Below are 21,493 nucleotides of genomic sequence, written 5' to 3'. Positions count from 1 at the left end.
TCATGCGTAGTTCATCATCACCGACTTGCTCTCCGTGTACTGGTCGATCACTGCGCGGCCAAGTTCGCGGCCGAAGCCCGACTGCTTCATCCCGCCGAACGGCAACGCGTTGTCGAGCAGCGAGTGGCAGTTGACCCACACGGTGCCTGCGGCAATACGCGGGATCAGCTTGTGGATCGCCGCGAGATCGTTTGACCAGATGCTCGCGCCGAGGCCGTACGGCGTGTCGTTCGCGAGCTGCACGGCCGTATCGACGTCGTCGAACGGCATCGCGACGAGCACCGGCCCGAAGATCTCCTCGCGCACCACGCGCATCGCCTGCGTCGTATCGACCAGCACCGTCGGTTCGACGAAGAAGCCGGGGCCGTCGATCGCGCGGCCGCCCGCAGCGGCACGCGCGCCCTCGCCGAACCCCGAGTCGATGTACCCGCATACGCGCTCGCGTTGCTTCGCGGACACGAGCGGGCCGATCTGCGTCGCCGGGTCCATCCCCGGGCCGATCTTCAGGCTCGCGGCGATTTTCGCGACGCGCTCGATCACGCCGTCGAACACCTTCGAATGAATGTATGCGCGCGAGCCGGCCGTGCACACCTGCCCCTGGTTGAAGAAGATCGCGTTCGCCACGCCCAGCGCGGCCTTGTCGAGATCGACGTCGGGCAGCACGATCACCGGCGACTTGCCGCCGAGCTCCAGCGACATCCGCGTCATGTTGTCGAGCGCCGCGTGGCCGATCGTCTTGCCCGTCTGCGTCGACCCGGTGAACGCGATCTTGTCGATGCGCGGATCGCGCGACAATGCCGCACCGGCCGTGTGACCGTAGCCGGTGACGATGTTGACGACGCCGTCCGGAAACCCGGCCGCCTGAATCAGCTCACCGAGCCGCAATGCGCTCAGCGGGGTGTCTTCGGCGGGTTTCAGCACGACGGTGCAGCCAGTCGCGAGCGCCGGCGCAATTTTCCACGCGGCCATCAGCAACGGAAAATTCCACGGAATGATCGCGCCGACCACGCCAACGGGCTCCTTGCGCGTATAGGCAAAGATTTCGCTGTCCGGCAGGTACGGCATGCCGGCGTCGATCACGCTGCCTTCGATCTTCGTCGCCCAGCCGGCCATGTAGCGGAAGCACTGCGCGGCCATCGCGACGTCGAGCCCCTGCGCGACCAGCACCGGCTTGCCGTTGTCGAGCGATTCGATCTCGGCGAGCTCGCGCGCATTGGCCTCGATCAGGTCGGCGAGCACGAGCATCAGGCGCTCGCGGTCGGTGGTCTTCGCGCTGCGCCACGGGCCTGCATCGAAGGCACGGCGCGCGGCCGCGACCGCCTGCTGCACGTCGCGTTCGTCCGCTTCCGGCACGCGGGCGAGCACGGTGCCGTCGGCCGGGTTCACGACATCGAGCTGGCGGCCCGACGCGGCATCGCTCCACTCGGCGCCGATCAGCATCTTCTTCGGCTTCGCGAGAAACGCGCGCGTCGCGTCGAGCAACGCAAAGGTTTCGTTCGTCTCCATGTTCCTGTTTCCCTGATTCGTTGAGTGAGTCGGTCAGTAGCGATCCGCGACGCCGTCGATCCCGCGCGCCTGCAACGCACGGACGAGACCGGCGCGCACGGCCGCGACGTCGGACAGCGCGGGGCGGCGGTGCGCGGCGACTTCGGCGGCCGTATAGGGCTTGAAGTCGCGCGGCAGCGCATCGCGGTTCATCGTCGTGAGCACCCAGTTCAGCACGTCGGCCAGTTCCCGATCCGACAGCGCCGAGTTCGACGCGCCGGGCACGCGCATCACGTACTCGCGCCCGGCCGGCAGGTGCGTGAAATAGCCGAGCGAATTCGCGAGCGGCGGCACCTTGCCGGGAATGCCGCCGCCCGTCGCCGTGTGGCAACCCATGCAGTTGAGCACCCAGTGCTGCCGTGCGAGCGCGGCATCGGCCGCGCCGTCGGCCTGCGCGGACGCGGGTGCGGCGAACGCACCGGCCGCCGCGGCCGCCAGCAGCAGCCAGCACGACAGCCGATGCGACAAACCGCCGAGCCACGACGACGCCGCGCACCGCGTGCCGTGCACGGACGCGCGCACGCCGTTCACAGGCCGAGCCCCTTGATCACCACCGCGCGCTGCGCATGCACGGCCGTGCCGTCCATCTGCTTCGCCCGCGCCGCACGGATATCGGCCGCGGTGAACGGCTTCGCGTCGCCGTGCTGCGCGTTGAGGTCGAACACGACGTAGTTCAGCACGTGCGCGATGTCGTCGTCGCTCGCGCTCGCGAACGACGGCATCTTGAAGTTGTAGCGTTTGTCGTGCACCTCGATCTCGCCGAACATCCCGTGCAGCAGCGTCGCGATCAACTGCGCCCGCCCGGCTTCCGCCGCCGCGTACTTGCCCGGATACTCGGTCAGCGGCGGCGCGAGGCCGTCCTGTCCTTTTCCGCCCGCCTGGTGACACACCGCGCACTGCGCGTCGAACAGGCTTTTTCCGACCGGGTAATGCACGGCTTCCTGCGCGTGCGCCGCGGCGGGCAACGCGAAGGCCGTCGCGGCCGCCATGCATGCAACGATGCGCTTTCCTGCTTGCTTCACTTTCATTGCTTCGCCGCTCCCAGCAGAACCGAAACCGAACAGTGGTAATTCGAATTACCGTTCGCCATGCACCAGTTGATGTCGTTGTTCAACGACAGCTTGTACAGCGGCTTCTCGCGCTCGTTGCGGTTGCAGAAGCACTTGCCGCACGACGTCTTGCCGCAGCAGTCGTTGTACGACACGATGTAGTCCGAACCGTCGTGAGGATTGCGGCAGGTGCCGATCCACGTGATCGGCGAAGGCGTCGTGCCCGGCGGGCAACTGCTCGACGTGCCGCCGCAGCAGCTGCAGAGCCAGCCGTCGATCGCGCAGTATTTCCAGTAGTCGCAGCTCGTCGGGTCGTCGCTCGCGCCGGCACCGGATGCACCCGACGCCCCCGATGCCGCATCGGCCGCATATGCGGTGCGGTCGACCGGCAGCAGCGGCAGCAGCGCCGACCCCACCAGCACCTTGCCGAGCTTCGCCATCGCGCTGCGCCGCGAACTGTGCTGCGCGACGCCGCGCGCCGACCGCTCGAACCATGAATCAAACACGCCCATGTCGTCGTTCTCCAATGACGTTGAAAAAGGTTCGGCCGGTCACGCGTGCTGCGCGTGCCCGTCGTGGGCATCGTGGCTGTGATCGCCATGCACGAACTGCTGCAGCGACGCGACGCCGCGCTCCTTCGCCTCGAACAGGCTCTCGAGATGCTCGCGCGTGTTGACGAGCCCCTTCGCGCGCACGGTGCCCGTTTCGTCGAGCAGCACCGCATACGGCAGCTTGCCGATCTGGTACGCGAAGCCGAGCTCCTGCGACAGCACGTACGGGAAGCGCCCGAGGTCGTGCTTTCGCGCGAAGCGCGTGTGTTCGTCGGCATCGCCGTCGCTCGCGAGCACGATGTTCACCGGCGTCGCCTCGCTGGCCTGCAGCGACGGCAACAGCGGCAGCAGCTTCTTGCAGACCGGGCACGTCGGCGACAGGAAGAACAACAGCGTGGCCTTGCCCATCGCGTCGATGCCGCCGACCTTCACCTGCGCGCCGCGCATGTCGGTCAATTCGAACGTCGGCGCGATCGCGCCGACCGCAGGCCCCTTGTCGATCATCAGCGCGCCGGCCGGCATGATGCGCTCGTACAGGATGCCGATCTGGCGCACCAGCGCGAGGCAGATCGCGCCGAGCGCGAGGACGGCCACCCACAGCAGGGCGGTGGAAACGGTGAGAGCGGTTTGCATCATGAATTCCTCAGGTGGGAAAGGCGCGGGACGTTGGCGAGCAGCACGTCGACGGTGAGCAACGCGCAGACGATCAGCAGCACGGAGAAGAACAGCGTCAGGTAGTCGAACCACACGACGGCGCGCGTGCCCGGCTCGACGAACGCGGTCGCGGCCAGCGCGACGAGCAGCAGCACGCGCCCGACATGCAGCCAGCCGATGCCGCGCGGGACGTCGGCTCGGGCGGCGGTGAAGCCGGAACAGCCGCAGTCGATGTCGGTATGACCGCGCAGCAGGTTGATCGCGAGCCCGGCCGCGAACGCGAGAAGCAACGCGATCAGGCCGGTCGCGCCGGCCGTGCGCGTGTCGGGAAACAGCAGCACCACGGCGGCGACGGCTTCCGCGAGCGGAATCGCGAACGCGACGGGCGCGGTCAGTGCATCGGGCAGCAGCCGGTAGCCGGCGAGTGCCTGGCGGAACGCGGCGGGCCGGCGCATCTTCGCGAAGGCGCCGAGCAGCACGACGACGGCCGCGCCGGCCTGCGCGCTGGTGGCGAGTACGGGATCGAGGGTCATCGCGGCCTCACGGGTTGACGAGCAGCGACGACGTATTGCCGACCTGCTTCTCGACGTGCTGCAGCGCGCCGGTGCGCGCGTCCATCACGACGAGGTCGGAGGTCGCCGTCAGCCCGTAGAACAGCGGCTTGTCGTCCTCGCTGACCTGGATCGACACGAGCGGATCGACCTTCAGCTGCGCGAGATCCCAGCGCGCGACGCGCTGCTTCGACTTCAGGTCAATCACCCACACCTGCGTGCCGGCGTCCTTGTGCGAGCCGTCGGTGCCCTTGTGCATCAGCACGTAGTAACGGTTCTGTTTTGCCTGCACGGCCGTCTGCTGCATGCCGCCCGGGCGCCAGCCTTCGGCACGCTCGGCGTCCGTCAGCAGCGGCCACGGCTTGCCGAACGCCGGCTTGTCACCGCTGAAATCGGCGCTGCGCACGTTGCCGCCGTAGGTGGTGAACAGGTATTCGCCCTTGTACCGCGACGCGTTCACGAACGCCGGATCCTTGTCGACGTCGATGAATGCCTCCGACATCGTGCGCTTCGTCTCCTTGCCGTTCGCGTCGAGCGTGACGGTCAGTGCCTTGCCGCTTTCGCACAGCGCGGTGAAGCGGTCGTTACCCGACGGATACGCAAGCACGCATGCGGCCGTGTCGATCTCCGACAGCACCTTCTTCGAGACGGCGTCGATCACCGTCACCGACGCGGACGGCGTGATGTTCGCGACGTACAGCCGCTTGCCGTCGGCGCTGAATGCGGTGTTGTACGGCGACGGCACGTGCTGCGCGTGCTTCGCCGGAATCACGATCTCGCCCGCGTGATCGAGCGTCGCGTTGTCGATCATCTCGACGACGTCCGTGCGCGTGCCGTGCGAGCCGCGCGAGAAGTAGGTCGTCGCGACGAAGCTGGTCTTGCGATCGGGCGAGATCGCGAGGCCGGGCGCGAAGCCGCCGTCGATCTGGCCGAGCAGCTTCTTCGCATCGGCGTCGTACACGTAGATGCGCCCGTCGGTCATCGACGGCATCGAGATGTCGACGATATAGACCTCGTGCGGATGCCATGGCGGCATCTTCTGCACGACCAGTTCCTCGGGTTTTTCCACCGCGTTTGCGCCGCCGGCCCATGCCGCCACCAACGCCAGCGTCGCCGCGAGCGCCGCGGTTCGTCGCCTTGTCCTCATGCCGCCTCCAGTGGGGATTCACGTTATGTGGGGCGACTGTAGTTCGACAATAAATCCCGTCAGCACCCGGACCGGCAACGCGTACGTGCCGATTCGGGATATTGGAAATGCGCGTGAAAGCCACGCTGTTGCGCACCCTTCCGACCCTCTGAAACCCGCGCGCGGAATAGCGCTCCCCCGTATTGCGCCGACCGCTCGGCCGGTTTAATCTTGCGCGGTCCAAACGACCGCCGGAGGCGCCGTGCTCGTGTTACATCAGAGGTTCGACGACGCAGACCGGCATGCCGAGGCGCTGCGCGGCTGGAATCAGCGTTACGACCAGATCGGGTCCGGCGCGTATCGCAGCGCGGTCAAGCACGCGGTGCTCGACGGCGTGCAGCTGTTCCAGGAAACGGCGAACGTGCGCATCATCCAGCGCGGATGTTTGCCGCACGGCCATACGGTGTTCGGGATGCCGCTCACCGGCTCGGGCACCTTCGCGTTCGGCGGTGCGCGCATCGAGCGCGGCACGATCGTGATGGCGCGCGGCGGCATACCGTTCGAACTCCATTCACCCGACGACATGTCGCTGATCGGCGTGGTCGTCGAACCCGAATTGATGCAGCAGATCGAAGATGCCGCCGACGTCCGGCTGGACGCACGCGCGCTGCGGCACGGCGTCGTCGAGGTGCCGGTCGCCGCGCGCGAACGCGCGAGCGTGCAGCTCGCGACGCTGCTCGAACGCGTGCTGTCGGCGCCCGATACGTTCGACGCGGCACGCGCGCAGTGCGCGATCCGCGCCGACGTCGGCAACGTGCTCGTCGATCTCCTCACCTACCGGATGCCCGAGCCGTCGAACCGGCTCACGCACGCCTGCCACGCCGACATCGTGCGCCGCGTGCACGACTACGTGATCGAGCACCCGGAAGCGCCCGTCGACATCCTGAGCCTGTGCACGCAACTGCGCGTGAGCCGGCGCACGATGCAGAACAGCTTTCAGTCGGTCGTGCAGACGAGTCCGCTCAACTACACGCGCTCGCTGCGCCTCGCGCAGGTCCGACGCCTGCTGCTCGACACGCGGCAATCCGACCTGCCGATCAGCGAGGCGGCCGCACGCTGGGGCTTCCTGCATCTCGGGCATTTCGCGAGCGTGTACAAGGCCCAGTTCGGCGAATTGCCGTCGGCGACGGCGCGCCGCACGGTGCATCGCGCAAAAACGCGCTGAACGCCGGCAAAAAACCGCGATAATTCCGGCTTGACCGTTCGGCGCCCGCGAGCCGGGCGCGGCCCGCGCCGGCCCGCTCGCCGCGTCGCGCGACGACCACCTGCTTCCACCCCACGCCCCGATGCCCGAGGATTTCCACTTCCTGCTGCTGCCCGGCTTCTCCGCGCTCGGCTTCATGTCCGCGGTCGAGCCGCTGCGCGTCGCGAACCGCTTTCGCACCGAGCTGTATCGCTGGCACGTGATCAGCGCGGACGGCGCGCCCGTCGCCGCAAGCAACGGCATTCCGGTCGCCGCCGAAGCCGCGTGCGCGGACGTCCCGCAGGTCGATACGGTGTTCGTCGTCGCGGGCTTCGATCCGCTCGTGTGCTACACGCGCACGCTCGGCGACTGGCTGCGCCGCCAGCACCGGCATGGTGCGACGCTCGGCGGCATCGACACGGGCAGCTTCGTGCTCGCGGAAGCCGGGCTGTTCGACGCGTCGCAGCCGCTCACGCTGCACTGGGAAGCGCTGGCCGCGTTCCGCGAGCGCTATCCCGGCCTGAACGCGACGCAGGAGCTGTTCGAGATCGACGACCGGCGCATCACGTGCGCGGGCGGCACCGCGTCGATCGACATGATGCTCGACCTGATCGGCCGCCGGCACGGCGCCGATCTCGCGGCGGCGATCTCCGAGCAGTTCGTCGTCAGCCGCATCCGGCAGCGTTCGGACAGCCAGCGGCTCGAGATCGCCGCGCGCTACGGCGTGCACAACCGCAAGCTGATCCAGGTGATCGGCACGATGCAGCGGCACATGGAGAACCCGCTCGGCTCGGACGCGCTCGCACAGGAAGTGTCGATCACGCGGCGCCAGCTCGAACGGCTGTTCAGCGCGACGCTGAACGACACGCCGACGCGCTTCTACCTGAACCTGCGCCTCGATCGCGCACGCGAACTGCTGCAGCAGACCGACATGAGCATCACGTCGGTGTGCGTCGCGTGCGGCTTCGAATCGCCGTCGCATTTCTCGCGTACCTATCGCGCACGATTCGGGATGAGCCCGCGCAGCGACCGGCGTGCGACACGCTGATCGTCACGGCTTTTGATCACAATCCGGCGCGGTATTGCACGTTCCGGCAGCGTTTCCCGCCGCTCGCTGAACAATGCCGGCAATTGATCGACCAACCGAAGCGGTCGTCGAAAATAATTTGGAATGTCGCTGAAAATATTCTGTAACATATCAAACAAAGTTAGATAGGCAGCCTAACGACACGCCTGCTGCATCTCGGCGCGCGTCGCGCCACGCAGGCTGCCCACCGATATCCAATATCGATCCGAGGGGTATGACATGACGATGCTCGCTTCGCCGTCGCCGCACCTGCCTGCCGTTCGCATCCCTTCACGCGCGTCCCCCTCTTTGCCTGCCCGCTTCTTTTCGACCTGAGATTTAGTTCTCCTTAGTCAGTCGATACTCCCTACACCGCTTCGCCGCACCGGTTCCATCGAACCGGCGCGCGGGCCGTGTCGTGCCTGCTCGCCACGAGCGCGCGGGCGTGTCCAACCGTTGAGATGAGGATCACGTATGCAGACATCACGCAAAGCATTGCCGCTCGCCCTGAGTCTCGCGCTCGGTTTCGGCATCGTCGGCGGCACCCTGGCCGATACGAAAGTGTCGAATCCGCAGGCCGCCAGCCTGCGCGAAAGCCTGACGCGCGGCGTCGCGCCGCCGGCCGCGAAAGCCGATACGGCCGCCGGGCAATTCCGCGCGGACGGCGTCGCCGTCACGCTGTACAACCCGGCCTGGCGCGTCAAGAAAGCCGCCGCGACGCCCGCCGCCACCGCGCGCGACTTCGTCGCGTCGCAAGCGGCGCAGCTCGGCCTCGACGCGGCGGCGCTCGCGAGCCTCGTCGTCACGTCGGAACGCAACGATGCCGACTTCACCGTCGTGCGCCTGCAGCAGCAGGCTGCCGGGCTACCCGTGTACGGCAGCGACATCGCGGTGACCGTCGCGAAGGACGGCCGCATCCTGTACGTCGCAAGCAACACGATCAGCGGCGTGGTCGCGACGACGCGCAAGTCGCAGGCCGTCGACCAGCAGCAGGCGCTCGACCGCGCCCGCGCGTATCTCGGCGTGAGCGGCTTCACGCATCTCGACGCCCAGCTCGTCGCATTCGTCGACCAGGCCGGCACGCACACCGCGTGGAAGGTGCGCGGCCGCCCGCAGGACGGCCCGAAGGGCGACTGGGAACTGCTGATCGATTCGGGTAGCGGCGAAGTGCTGCGCGCCGAGGACAAGGCGTTCTACGCGACCGACGGCACCGGCTTCGTGTTCCGCCCCGATCCGCTGTCGCCGACGAAGAGCAGCTACGGCAGCACCGGCTACAAGGACAGCAGCGACGCCGATTCGACGCAACTCACGGCCGCACGCGTGCGCGTGACGCTGAAGGAGCTCGCGCAGTCGGGCACGCGCTACACGCTGACGGGCCCGTACGCGGCATGCATCGATTTCGATGCGCCGCTCGACAAGGCGTGCCCGTCGCAGTCCACGCCCGCGTTCGAATTCACGCGCGGCAACCTGTATTTCGAGGCCGTGAACGCGTACTACCACATCGACACGTTCCTGCGTTACGTGAACCAGACGCTCGGCATCAAGGCGCTGCCGTACCAGTACACGGGCGGCGTGCAGTACGACCCGCACGGCGAATCGGGCGACGACAACTCGTCGTATTCGTCGAGCAGCGGCCGGCTGACCTTCGGGCAAGGCGGCGTCGACGACGCGGAAGACGCGGACGTCGTGATCCACGAGCTCGGCCACGGCATCCACGACTGGGTCACCAACGGCGGCCTGTCGCAACAGGAAGGCCTGTCGGAAGGCACCGGCGACTATCTCGCCGCCGCGTACAGCCGCGACTTCAACCAGTGGAGCCCGTCGGATGCGCAGTATCAGTGGGTCTACAACTGGGACGGTCACAACGAGTTCTGGGGCGGCCGCGTGACCAACTGGAACGTCGGGCGCACCTATGCGCAGGCGCGCGGCGCGGAGATCCACACGGCCGGCCAGTACTGGGCGTCATGCAACCTCGTCGCGCGCGATGCGATCGGCGCGCAGGCGATGGACAAGGCGTTCCTGAAGGGACTGTCGATGACCAACAGCTCGACCAACCAGAAGGCGGCCGCACAGGCCGTGCTGACGGCCGCCGCCGCGCTCGGCTACAGCAGCACGCAGCTCACCGCGATCGGCAACGCGTACAACAAGAGCTGCACGTACGGCGTGACCGTTCCGCAGAAGTCGTAATGCCGCAGCAGGCGGGAGCGCGTCGCACGACCTGCGGCGCGCTCCCTTCTCCGACATCGCCATCCTCACGAGACCGAACATGCCTACTCTGAAACCGACCCGCCTGAGCGCCGCGCTGGGCGGCATGCTGCTGACCGCCGCCGCGCACGCGACGCCCGTCTGGATCACGCTCGGCGACACCGCGTTCCGCCAGCTCCAACGCATCGATGCGACCGCAACCGCGCAATACAGCACGACCGTCGACGCCGGCAAGGCGGCCGACGGCGCCGCGCGCCGCGAAACCGTTCACGTCGTCGAGATCGACGATACCCGGCTCGGCGAGCTGGCCCACGCGGTCCACCACACGCGCGGCCACGGGCCCGGCTACGTCATTCACGATTCGTTCGACGACGCGCGGCAGGCGCTGCAACCGTTGCCGGCGACGCTCGCGAAACAGGCCGCCGCTCCCGCGTACACGGTGTCGAACGTGCCGCAGATCGGCACGTGGGTCCAGCAACTGCAGGCCAGCAACATCGTCGGTACGATCACGTCGCTGTCCGGTTTCACGAACCGCTACTACACGACGTCGCACGGCGTCGCCGCATCCGACTGGCTCGCACTGCAATGGAAGCAGCTGGCGGGTTCGCGTGCCGACATCACCGTCGAGCAGTTCGCACATACGGGTTTTCCGCAGAAATCCGTGATCCTGACGATCCGCGGCAGCGATCCGGCCGCGGGCACCGTCGTGCTCGGCGGCCACCTCGATTCGACCGTCGGCCGCACGACGGAGAACACGCGCTCGCCCGGCGCCGACGACGATGCGTCGGGCATCGCCAGCCTCACCGAGGCGCTGCGCGTGCTGCTCGCGAACAACTACCGGCCGAAACGGACCATCAAGTTCGTCGGGTATGCGGCCGAGGAAGCCGGCCTGCTGGGTTCGAAGGCGATCGCGAAGCAGTTCCGAACGCAGAATGCGAACGTGGTCGGCGTGCTGCAGCTCGACATGACGAACTACAAGGGCGATCCGAAGGACATCTACCTGATCACCGACTACACGAACGCGGCGCAGAACACCTACGTGAAGAACCTGGCTGCGACCTACCTGCCGGAGCTGGCGATCGGCACGTCGCAGTGCGGCTATGCGTGCTCGGATCACGCGTCGTGGAATGCGCAGGGGTATCCGGCATCGTTCCCGTTCGAGGCCGACCAGAACGACAGCCCATACATCCACACGGTGAACGACACGCTGGAGAACTCCGATCGACAGGCCAACCATGCGCTGAAGTTCGGCAAGCTGGCGCTGGCCTATGCGGTCGATCTCGGCGGCATTGCCGGCGCGACGGTCAAGCGCTGAGCGTACCTCGCCGAGCGGTTTTCTCGCATTCGGCAATGAAACGGGCGTTCATCCGCGTGGGTGCGCCCGCTCGAATGCCTTTTCTCCGTCGGGCTAGAATCGTCGTTCGACCACTCGCTACACGCTTGCCCATCATGACCGAACCCACTCGCTCCATCGACGACCTGTCGCCCGCCCGCGTCACGACCGCGTTCGACCTGCCCGGCCATACGACCGTTCGCTCGCTCGGCGTCGCGCAGGGCATCGTCGTGCGCTCGCGCTCGATCGTCGGCTCGTTCGGCGCGTCGCTGCAGACGATCTTCGGCGGCAACATCACGCTCTATACGTCGCTGTGCGAGAAGGCGCGCGAGCAGGCGTTCGACAAGATGCTCGCCGAGGCGCGCAAGCTCGGTGCGAATGCGATCGTCGCGATGCGCTACGACTCGACCGAGATCGGCTCGGGCGTGACCGAAGTCATCTGCTACGGCACGGCCGTGCGCGTGACGCAGGACGCGTGACGTGTGATGCGCGTCACGCGTCGCGTTCGAGCGACTTCATGTTCGTGAGCTGCGGAAAGAGCCGCATCCACGCCAGCGCGACGGCGATCGTCGCCGCGCCGCCGACGGCGATCGCGGCCGGCGCGCCCCACCACGCGGCCGTCACGCCCGATTCGAATTCGCCGAGCTGGTTCGACGTGCCGATGAACAACGAGTTGACCGCGCTCACGCGGCCGAGCATGTCGTCGGGCGTACGCAGCTGCACGAGCGACAGGCGCACGACGACGCTGATCACGTCCGACGCGCCGAGCGCGGCCAGCGCCACGAGCGACAACGCGAAGTGCCGCGACAACCCGAACACGATCGTCGCGATGCCGAACGCGATCACGCCGCCGAACATCGCGCGGCCCGGCCGCCCCTTCAATGGAAAACGCGTGAGCCACAGCGTGCCCGCGAGTGCGCCGACCGCCGGCGCCGCGCGCAGCGCCCCGAGCCCCCACGGGCCGACCTGAAGGATGTCGCGCGCATAGATCGGCAACAGCGCGGTCGCACCGCCGAACAGCACCGCGAACAGGTCCAGCGACAGCGCGCCGAGAATCGCCGGCTCGCGCCGGATGAACGCGATGCCCGAGAACACCGAGCGCAGCGTGACCGGCTCGCGCGCGGGCGGGGCGCTGCGCAGCGGAATCGTGCCGCTCAGCATCGCCGCGATCGCGAAGGCCGCGACGCTCGTGCCGAACGCGACGGGCGCGCCGATACCATAGAGCAACCCGCCGAACGCGGGCCCGAGGATCTGCGCGGCCTGGTTCGCGGACGTCGACAGCGCGGTCGCGCGCGGCAGGTCGCTGCGCGGCACGACGGCCGGCAACAGCGACGACACCGACGGCGACTCGAACGCACGCGCCGTGCCGACGATCGCCGCGAGCGCATATACGGCCGGCGCGGCCAGCCACCCTTGCACCGCGCCGAGCAGGAACACGCCGGCGGCCAGTGCCTCGACGCTCTGGCAGATCGTCGCGATGCGCCGGCGGTCGTAGCGGTCGGCCACCTGCCCGACGACGAGCGTCAGCGCGAACATCGGCACGAACTGCGCGAGGCCGACGAGACCGAGTGCGAACGCGCTGTGCGTGAGCGCATATACGTACCAGCCGATCGCGACCGACAGGATCTGGAAGGCCAGCGACGACATCACGCGCGTGCCCCAGAAACGCTGGAACGGTGCGTGGCGAAACAGGTTGGCGGGTAACGGGGATAACGGACTGGAATCGGGCACGGGGGTGGTCATCGGGGTCTCGGCGGTCGGCGGTGCGCACCGCAGCCGTTCGGGAAAACGACGACGCACGCGGGGGCGTGCGGCAACGGTGCGGACGCGGCCAAAGCGCGATGATATGCCAACCGCCGAAAACCGGCCGGCCGCCTGCCGCGAGCGCCATCGAGCCGGCGCATCGCACAAAAAAAAAGCGCGAACCGCGGTTCGCGCCAAAGAGAGACCTCGCTGAAGACGTCACACCATTCCCACCACTGCGCTCAGAACGAATGCCGCATCCCGATCCGCACGTCGGCCTGCGTCTGCGTCGTCGACGGCGTGAAGCTGTAGCCGACCACCGCATCGACGCCCTGCGACGCGCGCAGGTAATCGCCGGAGATGTAGATGTCGGTGCGCTTCGACAGCAGGTAATGCAGGCCCGCCGTGCCCTGGTTCCAGTGATGGCCTTCGAAGCGCGTGTGCTGGTAGCCCGCGATGAAGCTCAGCGCCGGCGTGAACTGGTACAGGCCGCCGCCTTCGTACACCTGCATGTGCGACGACTGGCCGAAGCCCTTGATCGTCGTGTACGAGTAGTTGGCGTCGAGCGTCAGCTTGCCGATCGTGTAGCTGGTGCCGATGCCGAACGTGCCCTGGCTGTCGACGTCCATCGGCGTGTTCGCGAACAGGTCGGTGCGCGCGCCGGTCGCCGGATCGACGGTGACGGTCTGCTGGCCGAGGAACGTGTGCGTGCCGATCATCGCGTACGGATCGAACGCGTAGATGCCGTTCGGGTTGTTCAGGCGCGTGTACGCGGCGCCGATCGAGAAGTCACCCTTCGTGAAGCTCGCGCCCGCGCTCCATGCGCTGTTGCGATGGAAGTTGCCCGCGACGTTGCCGAACGAGTACATCGCGCCGAACTTGAAGCCGCTCAGGTCGTTCGACAGGAACTTCACCGAGTTCGGCAGGCGGTCGCCGTTGAAGCGGTCGAAGTCGCCCTGGTGGATCGCGTAGCCGCTGCCCCACGCCGAGATGTTGTAGATCGATACGAGTTCGTTGGTGATGTCGAGCTGGTTGCCGAACGACAGCGTGCCCCAGTCGTTCTGCAGGCCGACATACGCCTGACGGCCGAATTCCGCGCCGCCGAAGCCGAGTTGCCCGTTGCCGAGATGGAAGCCGCTCTCGAGCGTGAACACGGCCTTCAGGCCGCCGCCCAGGTCTTCGGTGCCCTTGAGGCCGAAGCGGTTCCCGTAGGCGACGCCGTCGTCGAACTTGACCACGTGCGAACCGCCCGTGTTGTTCACGTACGTGATACCCGCGTCGAGAATCCCGTACAGCGTCACGCTGCTTTGCGCATGTCCGACGGCGGGAATACAGGCCGCGCATGCAAGCGCGGCGGCTACGGCAACTTTCGTATGCTTCATTATCGACCACCCTCCCTGAACCGTTCGATGGATAGAATCTCGTCCCGACGCGTGCCGCGATGCGCCGGTGGATTCGAATTCAGACCGCCCCGCTGGCTTCGGTATTTCGTTTTCCGCAATAACGCAGCCATTGGCGAAAAATACAAACCCATATTTCAGGCCACCCGTCTGAAGGCGACACTAAATGGTCGCCATGCGACGGATCGGGAAAACACGTAGACAGGCGGCACGGTAAATACCGGCCGCCCGGAGGGAGGGAATCAGCGGCCGTCGAGGGCCGCGCGCACGGCCGGCAGGCCCGGCGCGCCGGCCGCCGTCGTCACGCCGTCGAGCCAGCCGGCGACCAGCGCCGGCTCGGCCTTCAGCGCATGTTGCGCCGCGAGTGCGGGCGAGGTCTTGTTGTCGAGCATGTCGGCGATCATCCGGTTCTCGACGTCGACGGAGAACGTCATCTGCCGGAACAGCCGCGCGAGGTTCGTGCACTGGCCGGCGAACCCGGCACGCGTGACCGTGTTGACCGTCGCGCCGCCGTAGTTCGGGCCGAAGTACGCATCGCCGCCCGACAGATACGTCAGATGAAACTTCGTGTTCATCAGATGCGGCTCCCACGCGAGAAACACGATCCAGCGCTTGTCGCGCACCGCCCGCTCGACCTGCGTGAGCATGCCCGTCTCGCTCGATTCGACGAGCGACCGGTTCGCGGGCCCCAGCACGTGGTCGGACAGCATCCGCTTGATGTTCTGGTTCGCGGGTGCGCCGGGCTCGATCCCGTAGATCTTGCCGCCGAAACGGTCCGCGTAGCGCGCGAGATCGGCGAACGTGTGCACGCCGGCCGCGGCCACGTAGTCGGGCACCGCGAGCGTGAATTTCGCACCACTCAGGTTCGCGTGCAGCACGTCGATCGATTTTTCGTCGACGAACGGCTTCACGAGCGGCGCCTGCGCGGGCATCCAGTTGCCGAGGAACACGTCGACCTGCCCTTTCTTCAACCCCTGGTACGTGATCGGCACCGACAGGTTCGCCACGTCCTGCCGGTAGCCGAGCGCCTTCAGCACGACGCCCGCCATCGCGTTCGTCGCGTCGATGTCGGTCCAGCCGGGCGCCGCCATCTTCACGGCGTCGCACGTCTGCGGATCGGCGGCATGCGCCGGCTGCGCCGCCACGCACGCGGCGGCGGCAAGCGCCGCGCCGATCCTTCGGATTGCTGCATTGCATTGCCGTTTCATCGTCCGCTTCCTCCGTCGTTCATGAATGTTCGCACCGCCGGACGCTCAGCGCCCGACGCGCGGAAAACGCGCCATCGCCTCGAGCGTGTCGAGTTCGATGTGATTGCGCATGTAGCGCTGGCTCGCGTCGGTGAACGGCTGCCAGTCCCACGCGTGGATGCGGCCCTGCGTCGTCGCCGCGTAATGGAAGCGCCGGCGCCGCTGGCTCGCGCGCACCTGCCGGTCCAGCTCGGGCAGGTTCCAGCGCTGTGCGGCCTCCACGCGGAACGCGGCGAGCACGTCGGCGGCTTCCGGCTGCCCGGCCAGGTTCGTCAGCTCGCGCGGGTCGTCCGACAGGTGGTAGAGCTGGTCGGGATCGGCCAGGCAATGCACGTATTTCCAGTCGCCGCGGCGGATCATCACGACCGGCGCGAGCGCGCCTTCCGCGAGGTATTCGCCGAGCGCGACATCGTGCGCGGGCGTGCCGTGCAGGTGCGGCACGAGGCTCGCACCGTCGACCGGGTCCGGCCATCCGGCGTCCGGCCAGCCGCCGGCGGGCGTGGCGCCGGCCAGCTCGACGAGCGTCGGCAGCAGGTCGACGTGCGACACGGGCCCGCGCACCCGCGCAGCGCCGAAGCGGCCCGGCGCATGCACGATCAGCGGCACGCGGCAGCCGCCTTCGAAGAACGTCATCTTGTACCAGAGCCCGCGTTCGCCGAGCATGTCGCCGTGGTCGGACGTGACGATCACGATCGTGTCGTCGGCGAACCCGCATTGCTCGAGGGCGGCCAGCACGCTGCCGAACTGCGTGTCGACGTAGGACGTCGCGCCGTAATACGCGCGGCGGGCGGCGCGGATCTGCGCGTCGGTCGGCGGCGTGCGGTCGTTCTCGCAGACGAAGCGCAGCCGCTGCGAATGCGGATCGCTTTCGGCCGCATCGAGCCGCACGGCCGGCATGTCGATGTCTTCGTCGCGGTACAGATCCCAGTATTCGCGCGTGATCGCATACGGGTCGTGCGGATGGGTCAGCGACACGACCATGCAGAACGGCCGCGTATCGTGTCCGGCCGCACGTTCGCGCGCGACGTCGTACAGCTTCTGTTTCGCGGCGAACGTCACTTCGTCGTCGAAGTCGAGCTGGTTCGTACGCACGCACGGGCCGGCATCGAGCACCGAGCTCATGTTGTGATACCAGCTCGGCCGCTCGGTCGGTTGATCCCAGTCCGGCACCCAGCCGAAATCGGCCGGATAGATGTCGGTCGTGAGGCGCTCCTCGAAGCCGTGCAACTGATCGGGCCCGCAGAAATGCATCTTGCCGGACAGCATCGTCCGGTAGCCGCCCGCGCGCAGGTAGTGTGCGAACGTCAGCGTTTGCGCCGGCAATTCGGCGGCGTTATCGTAGGCGCCGATCCCCGACGGCAGCTTGCCGGTCAGCAGCGAGAAGCGCGACGGCGCGCACAAAGGGCTCGCGCAGTACGCGGCGTCGAACACCACGCCTTCGGCGGCGAGCCGGTCGAGCGTCGGCGTACGGGCGACGCGGTTGCCGTACGCCGGCAGCGCGAACGGCGTGAGCTGGTCGGCCATCAGGATCAGGATGTTGGGTGTCGGGTTCGTCATCGGCGATCGTGGGGAAAGCGGTGTTCGAATGGAACGGCGCGCCGCCTTGGCAGCGAGACGTCCGGCATGACGGAGGCGGTCCGCAGAAACTGCCGCGCGCAGGGGCCGCGCTGGCTAGAATTGCCGAATGCATTGCGCGGCGGCGCGCGAAGCGCATGTGCCGTACCGTCCGCTGCACTATCGCCCGCCCGAATTCACGCGGGTAGGCGTCCGGCCCTTATGGGGCCATTAGAGGGACTTATGTCGAAACCCGAACCGTTACCGTCGATGCAGGCGCTGCGCGCGTTCGAATCGGCTGCCCGGCTGGCGAGCTTCACGGCCGCCGCGCGCGAGCTCGGCTCGACGCAGCCGGCCGTGAGCCAGCAAGTGTTCCAGCTCGAAGCCGAACTCGGCGTGCCGCTGTTCGAACGCAGCCCGCGCGGCGTCACGCTGACGGCCGACGGCCAGTGCCTGTACGAAGCCGTGCGGCTGAGCCTCGACACGCTGCGCGGCGCAACCGCGACGTTGCGCGCGCGCCGCGAGCACGGCGCACTCACGATCGTCACCGACTTCGGTTTCGCGACCTACTGGCTGATGCCGCGCCTGGCCGGGCTGAAACGCGTGATGCCGGACGTCGACGTGCGCGTCGTCACGTCACAGGATTACGACGCGCAACGCGACCACGGCGACATCGCGGTCCTGTTCGGCGACGGTCACTGGCCGTCGTGCACGGCCGCGCGGCTGTTTCCGGAATCCGTCACGCCCGTCTGCTCGCCCGCGTTCCGCGATGCGCACCGGGGCGTCGCGCGGGCCGAGCACCTGCTCGCGCTGCCGCTGCTGCACGTACAGCCGACGCGCCCCGAGCGCTGGCTGTCGTGGTCGGGCTGGTTCGACGCGCACGGGCTCGAATCGCCGGCCGCCACCCGCGGCGTGACCTTCAACAGCTATGCGCTCGTGATCCATGCGGCGCTGCTCGGCGAAGGCGTCGCGCTCGGCTGGGCGCCGCTCGTCGACGAACTCGTCGCGGCCGGCCAGCTCGTGAAGCTGGTCGATGCGCCCGTCGTCACGTCGCGCGGCTACTTCCTGGTGCGCCCGCCACAGCGGCCCGAGCCGGACGCGACCCACGTGTTCCGGCGCTGGCTGCTCGACGCGTGCGCGGCGGCCTGACGCAGCACGCGCCTTCGCGTCCGTTCCGCTTCTCCGCGCCCCTTCCCCGCTCCCGCCCGCTGGCGCACCGATACCAGCCACACGGCGCGTTGGTTCTATCCGCGCTGAAATCGTCCTGATTTACTTGAGCCTCCCGCTACCCGCGCGGCGCGGCGCTGTCGTGCGCCGCCGCGCGGCCGTGCGCCCTGCCATCCGAGGAGTCTCATGACCGCCGAGCACCGCCCCGATCAATTCGTCCTGACACTGTCGTGCCCGAGCGCGGCCGGTCAGGTCGCCGCCGTCGTCGGCTTTCTCGATCGCCATCGCTGCTACGTCGATGCGCTGAACGTGTTCGACGACGATCTCAGCAACCGCTTCTTCGTGCGCTGCGTCTTTCATCCGACGGATGAAACGCTGCAGATCGACGCGCTGCGCCAGGAATTCGCGCCAATCGCGGCCGGACTCGGCGGCCACGATGGCGACAACCAGTGGGCGATCCACGACGTCAATGCGCGGCCGAAGGTGCTGATCATGGTGTCGAAGCTCGAGCACTGCCTCGCGGATCTGCTGTTCCGCTGGCGCATGGGCGAGCTGAAGATGGACATCGTCGGCATCGTGTCGAACCATCCCGATTTCGAGCCGCTCGCCGCGCAGCACGGGCTACCGTTCCGCCACTTCCCGATCACGGCCGACACCAAGGCGCAGCAGGAAGCGCAATGGCTCGACTTCTTCGAATCGAGCGGCGCGGAGCTCGTGATCCTCGCGCGCTACATGCAGGTGCTGTCGCAGGAGACGAGCGCGAAGCTCGCGAACCGCGCGATCAACATCCATCACTCGTTCCTGCCCGGCTTCAAGGGCGCGAAGCCGTATCACCAGGCGCATGCGCGCGGCGTGAAGCTGATCGGCGCGACCGCGCACTTCGTGACCGACGATCTCGACGAAGGCCCGATCATCGAGCAGGTCGTCGAGCGCGTCGATCATGCGCTGCGGCCGGAGCAGTTGCTCGCGGTGGGGCGCGACGTCGAAAGCCTCACGCTCGCGCGGGCGGTGAAGGCGTTCATCGAGCGGCGGGTATTTTTGAACGGCGACCGGACGGTGGTGTTTCCGTAAGCGGGCGGCGGCCGCACCCGAACGCGGCGGAAACGAACAAGGCCCAACCGGCGTGTAACCGGCTGGGCCTTTTTGTCGTCGTGCGACGGCGGCGCGCCCACCTTACCGCATCACTTCACCCACGCGAAGTAATACGACAACCAGATCGTCAACGCCGCGCCGATCAGCGCCGCATACGGCATCAGGCTCAGCCATGGCGCGCGCTTCGGCACTTCCAGTTCCATATCCCGCTGCATCTGTGCGGGGAAACGGCCGCGATCTTGCCAGTAGTGGCGGAACAGGAACACCGGCACGATCAGCAGCATCGCGATCAGCCCGTTGCGCAGCGTGCCTTCGCCCTGCAGGTTCGCGCCCGCGCCGACGTAGACGAGGTTCGCGTAACCGCAGATCGCGCCGCCGACGAGCAGCCAGGTCGGGCAGCGGAACGGCCGATCCCAGTTGCCGCGATCCATCCGGTGGATCCAGCCCGACTGGAGATTCAGGAATACGAACAGCATGTAGCAGACGTTCGAGATCGACAGCACCGTCATGTAGTCCGACATCATCAGCAACACGAGGTTGAAGCCGAGGTCGGTCCACATCGCGCGCGTGGGCGAGCCATGCTCGTTCACGTGCGACAGGTACTTCGGCAGCCAGCCGTCGACCGATGCCTGGTACAGCGTGCGGGACGAACCCATCATCGACGTCATCACGATCAGCAGGATCGACAGCATCAGCATCACGACGACCGCATTCGCGACCCACGCGCCGCCGCCGACGATCTTCGCCATCGCGGCCGCGACGCCGGTGCCGTCGCCGATCGACGGATCGAGCATCGCCTGCGTGCCGAGCGCGCCCTGGAACGCCATCGGCACGAGCGTCATCACGACCAGACACAGTGCGCCCGACCAGAAGATCGCCTTCGCGGTGTCGCGACGTGGATCGCGGAACTCACGCGTGTAGCAGACGGCCGTCTCGAAACCGTACGAGGCCCAGCCAGCCATGAACATCGCGCCGAGCGCCATCGTCACGCCCTGCCCGTTCCACGAACCGAAGCTCGCGGCCGTGAGGTTGCCCTGCGCGTCGTGACCGAGCGGCAAGAGCGGGAGCAGGTTCGACATCGGCACGTCGCCGGTGACGAACGGTACGATGCCGACGATCAACAGCGGCGTGAGCGATGCAATGCCGAGAATGCGCTGCGTACGTGCAGCCTTCGACGCACCGCTGTGCTGAAGCTTGAACGTGATGAGAAGCAGAATCGTCGCGATGATGAACGTCGCGTTGATCCGCAGGGACAGACCCGGCTTGATGAACCCGAGATCCGCAACCTTGAGCTGCCAGTGCAGCACCGCCGCATTGGCGGGAAAGAGACTCGTGAGCGCGTAGCTCGCCGCGAGGCCGCAGCCGAGTGCAAGCATCGGCGACCACGCGAGCCAGTTGCACCACACGGAAACCGGGGCAATCAGCTTGCTGTAACGCACCCAGCCAATCGCGCCGTACACCGACGCGCCGCCCGATTTATGGGGAAATAGCCCGGATATTTCCGCATAAGTCGCGCTTTGAATCAGCCCCATCGTGATCGCGGCGATCCAGATCGCCCACGCGGGCTGGCCGATCGTCGCGCATACGCCGCCGATCGTGAACAGCACGCCTGCCGGCACGCCGCTCGTCACCCAAAAAGCGTCTTTCCAGGTCAGGCCACGGTGCAGCGTATGGCCCGTCGAATCATGTGAGATGGTTGCCTCAACATCACTGGTGCGATTAGCACGCAGTCCTGCCTGACTCATCCAGTTCCTCCTCTCGATCAGTGTTAGCGCGTTGGCGCTTACGCTGCTCCGATACAAAGCAGATGACTCCGCACAAGGGCGCTAGTGTAACAACTTACGCGCTTTTTTGCAGAATCCGCAAAAGAATTCCGGGATATGGCCGCATTGCATCCTGATTGTTTCGGATTCCTGCATGCCATTCCCGGCGTATTTTTATGATGATTCGTACGACGTAGATCGAGG

The 21,493-nt window shown here is 67.3% G+C and carries 19 protein-coding genes; 7 read left to right on the top strand and 12 right to left on the bottom strand.

The genetic code is table 11. From position 1 onward, the window contains the following. Genes AP428_RS16970 through AP428_RS16940 form a run of 7 tightly spaced genes read right to left on the bottom strand, consistent with a single transcriptional unit; the run spans nucleotide 1 to nucleotide 5,497 of the window. On the bottom strand, nucleotides 1-1,506 hold the full coding sequence (locus AP428_RS16970) for an aldehyde dehydrogenase family protein (protein WP_011547122.1): 1,506 nt from the start codon (nucleotides 1,504-1,506) through the stop codon (nucleotides 1-3). 33 nt (nucleotides 1,507-1,539) lie between these two features. Next, entirely contained in the window at nucleotides 1,540-2,076 is a 537-nt protein-coding gene (locus AP428_RS16965) for a cytochrome c (RefSeq protein WP_011547121.1), read from the bottom strand. Further along, on the bottom strand, nucleotides 2,073-2,573 hold the full coding sequence (locus AP428_RS16960) for a cytochrome c (protein ID WP_011547120.1): 501 nt from the start codon (nucleotides 2,571-2,573) through the stop codon (nucleotides 2,073-2,075). Before AP428_RS16960 ends, AP428_RS16965 begins: the two co-directional genes overlap by 4 nt. Next, a complete protein-coding gene (locus tag AP428_RS16955) occupies nucleotides 2,570-3,106 on the bottom strand; it encodes a methylamine dehydrogenase light chain (RefSeq protein ID WP_011547119.1) in 537 nt (178 codons plus the stop codon). The genes AP428_RS16960 and AP428_RS16955 overlap by 4 nt, the downstream gene beginning before the upstream one ends. Before the next feature lie 39 nt (nucleotides 3,107-3,145). After that, nucleotides 3,146-3,781 (bottom strand): methylamine dehydrogenase accessory protein MauD, encoded by a 636-nt coding sequence (mauD, locus tag AP428_RS16950; protein WP_011547118.1) that lies wholly within the window; start codon nucleotides 3,779-3,781, stop codon nucleotides 3,146-3,148. Further along, nucleotides 3,778-4,332, bottom strand: coding sequence for a MauE/DoxX family redox-associated membrane protein (locus tag AP428_RS16945; protein ID WP_011547117.1), 555 nt, complete (start codon nucleotides 4,330-4,332; stop codon nucleotides 3,778-3,780). Before AP428_RS16945 ends, mauD begins: the two co-directional genes overlap by 4 nt. 7 nt (nucleotides 4,333-4,339) lie before the next feature. After that, a complete protein-coding gene (locus AP428_RS16940) occupies nucleotides 4,340-5,497 on the bottom strand; it encodes an amine dehydrogenase large subunit (protein ID WP_011547116.1) in 1,158 nt (385 codons plus the stop codon). A gap of 241 nt (nucleotides 5,498-5,738) precedes the next feature. Between AP428_RS16940 and AP428_RS16935 the strand changes: the two genes are divergently transcribed. The 5 genes from AP428_RS16935 (at nucleotide 5,739) to AP428_RS16915 (ending at nucleotide 11,802) form a co-directional block, all read left to right on the top strand. Further along, the gene (locus AP428_RS16935; protein ID WP_011547115.1) at nucleotides 5,739-6,701 is read left to right on the top strand and encodes a helix-turn-helix domain-containing protein; all 963 of its coding nucleotides are present in this window, start codon (nucleotides 5,739-5,741) and stop codon (nucleotides 6,699-6,701) included. A 121-nt stretch (nucleotides 6,702-6,822) separates the two neighbouring features. Then, the gene (locus tag AP428_RS16930) at nucleotides 6,823-7,767 is read left to right on the top strand and encodes a GlxA family transcriptional regulator (RefSeq protein ID WP_006480675.1); all 945 of its coding nucleotides are present in this window, start codon (nucleotides 6,823-6,825) and stop codon (nucleotides 7,765-7,767) included. Nucleotides 7,768-8,259: 492 nt separating this feature from the next. Beyond that, nucleotides 8,260-9,972 (top strand): M36 family metallopeptidase, encoded by a 1,713-nt coding sequence (locus AP428_RS16925; protein WP_011547114.1) that lies wholly within the window; start codon nucleotides 8,260-8,262, stop codon nucleotides 9,970-9,972. A gap of 79 nt (nucleotides 9,973-10,051) precedes the next feature. Beyond that, nucleotides 10,052-11,305, top strand: coding sequence for a M20/M25/M40 family metallo-hydrolase (locus tag AP428_RS16920; RefSeq protein ID WP_011547113.1), 1,254 nt, complete (start codon nucleotides 10,052-10,054; stop codon nucleotides 11,303-11,305). 134 nt (nucleotides 11,306-11,439) lie between these two features. Beyond that, entirely contained in the window at nucleotides 11,440-11,802 is a 363-nt protein-coding gene (locus tag AP428_RS16915; protein ID WP_027807238.1) for a YbjQ family protein, read from the top strand. Nucleotides 11,803-11,815: 13 nt separating this feature from the next. On the opposite strand, the gene AP428_RS16910 is transcribed toward AP428_RS16915, so the two are convergent. From AP428_RS16910 to betC, 4 genes are all read right to left on the bottom strand, one after another. After that, nucleotides 11,816-13,066 carry an MFS transporter gene (locus AP428_RS16910; RefSeq protein ID WP_011547111.1) on the bottom strand — a complete coding sequence of 417 codons (1,251 nt, stop codon included), beginning with the start codon at nucleotides 13,064-13,066 and terminating at the stop codon, nucleotides 11,816-11,818. 242 nt (nucleotides 13,067-13,308) lie between these two features. After that, nucleotides 13,309-14,448, bottom strand: a complete 1,140-nt coding sequence (locus tag AP428_RS16905; protein WP_011547110.1) for a porin — start codon at nucleotides 14,446-14,448, stop codon at nucleotides 13,309-13,311. A gap of 260 nt (nucleotides 14,449-14,708) precedes the next feature. Continuing rightward, the gene (choX, locus tag AP428_RS16900; RefSeq protein ID WP_011547109.1) at nucleotides 14,709-15,674 is read right to left on the bottom strand and encodes a choline ABC transporter substrate-binding protein; all 966 of its coding nucleotides are present in this window, start codon (nucleotides 15,672-15,674) and stop codon (nucleotides 14,709-14,711) included. A 45-nt stretch (nucleotides 15,675-15,719) separates the two neighbouring features. Further along, nucleotides 15,720-17,270 carry a choline-sulfatase gene (betC, locus tag AP428_RS16895; protein ID WP_011547108.1) on the bottom strand — a complete coding sequence of 517 codons (1,551 nt, stop codon included), beginning with the start codon at nucleotides 17,268-17,270 and terminating at the stop codon, nucleotides 15,720-15,722. Between the two features lie 240 nt (nucleotides 17,271-17,510). Between betC and AP428_RS16890 the strand changes: the two genes are divergently transcribed. Together AP428_RS16890 and purU are read left to right on the top strand one after the other, a co-directional pair. Further along, nucleotides 17,511-18,416: a choline sulfate utilization transcriptional regulator gene (locus AP428_RS16890; protein WP_006480666.1), complete on the top strand. Its 906-nt coding sequence runs from the start codon at nucleotides 17,511-17,513 to the stop codon at nucleotides 18,414-18,416. Between the two features lie 204 nt (nucleotides 18,417-18,620). Beyond that, the gene (purU, locus tag AP428_RS16885; protein WP_011547106.1) at nucleotides 18,621-19,505 is read left to right on the top strand and encodes a formyltetrahydrofolate deformylase; all 885 of its coding nucleotides are present in this window, start codon (nucleotides 18,621-18,623) and stop codon (nucleotides 19,503-19,505) included. 110 nt (nucleotides 19,506-19,615) lie between these two features. Here the strand turns inward: purU and AP428_RS16880 are convergent, their stop codons facing one another. Then, nucleotides 19,616-21,271, bottom strand: a complete 1,656-nt coding sequence (locus AP428_RS16880) for an APC family permease (RefSeq protein ID WP_011547105.1) — start codon at nucleotides 21,269-21,271, stop codon at nucleotides 19,616-19,618. Nucleotides 21,272-21,493: the final 222 nt, after the last annotated feature.

This window comes from Burkholderia sp. E168m22 (assembly GCF_001319805.1).
In the GTDB taxonomy this organism is placed as follows: Bacteria; Pseudomonadota; Gammaproteobacteria; order Burkholderiales; family Burkholderiaceae; genus Burkholderia; species Burkholderia orbicola.
The sequence above is the reverse complement of the archived record's forward strand: the minus strand, read 5'-3'. Positions and strand labels throughout refer to the sequence as shown.

Coding starts and splice junctions, on each gene's coding strand:
- AP428_RS16970 (WP_011547122.1), bottom strand. CDS start 1,506: ATGGAGACGAACGAAACCTTTGCGTTGCTCGACGCGACGCGCGCGTTT.
- AP428_RS16920 (WP_011547113.1), top strand. CDS start 10,052: ATGCCTACTCTGAAACCGACCCGCCTGAGCGCCGCGCTGGGCGGCATG.
- AP428_RS16910 (WP_011547111.1), bottom strand. CDS start 13,066: ATGACCACCCCCGTGCCCGATTCCAGTCCGTTATCCCCGTTACCCGCC.
- AP428_RS16905 (WP_011547110.1), bottom strand. CDS start 14,448: ATGAAGCATACGAAAGTTGCCGTAGCCGCCGCGCTTGCATGCGCGGCC.
- AP428_RS16960 (WP_011547120.1), bottom strand. CDS start 2,573: ATGAAAGTGAAGCAAGCAGGAAAGCGCATCGTTGCATGCATGGCGGCC.
- AP428_RS16945 (WP_011547117.1), bottom strand. CDS start 4,332: ATGACCCTCGATCCCGTACTCGCCACCAGCGCGCAGGCCGGCGCGGCC.
- AP428_RS16955 (WP_011547119.1), bottom strand. CDS start 3,106: ATGGGCGTGTTTGATTCATGGTTCGAGCGGTCGGCGCGCGGCGTCGCG.
- purU (WP_011547106.1), top strand. CDS start 18,621: ATGACCGCCGAGCACCGCCCCGATCAATTCGTCCTGACACTGTCGTGC.
- AP428_RS16930 (WP_006480675.1), top strand. CDS start 6,823: ATGCCCGAGGATTTCCACTTCCTGCTGCTGCCCGGCTTCTCCGCGCTC.
- AP428_RS16915 (WP_027807238.1), top strand. CDS start 11,440: ATGACCGAACCCACTCGCTCCATCGACGACCTGTCGCCCGCCCGCGTC.
- AP428_RS16940 (WP_011547116.1), bottom strand. CDS start 5,497: ATGAGGACAAGGCGACGAACCGCGGCGCTCGCGGCGACGCTGGCGTTG.
- betC (WP_011547108.1), bottom strand. CDS start 17,270: ATGACGAACCCGACACCCAACATCCTGATCCTGATGGCCGACCAGCTC.
- mauD (WP_011547118.1), bottom strand. CDS start 3,781: ATGATGCAAACCGCTCTCACCGTTTCCACCGCCCTGCTGTGGGTGGCC.
- AP428_RS16890 (WP_006480666.1), top strand. CDS start 17,511: ATGTCGAAACCCGAACCGTTACCGTCGATGCAGGCGCTGCGCGCGTTC.
- AP428_RS16925 (WP_011547114.1), top strand. CDS start 8,260: ATGCAGACATCACGCAAAGCATTGCCGCTCGCCCTGAGTCTCGCGCTC.
- AP428_RS16880 (WP_011547105.1), bottom strand. CDS start 21,271: ATGAGTCAGGCAGGACTGCGTGCTAATCGCACCAGTGATGTTGAGGCA.
- choX (WP_011547109.1), bottom strand. CDS start 15,674: ATGAAACGGCAATGCAATGCAGCAATCCGAAGGATCGGCGCGGCGCTT.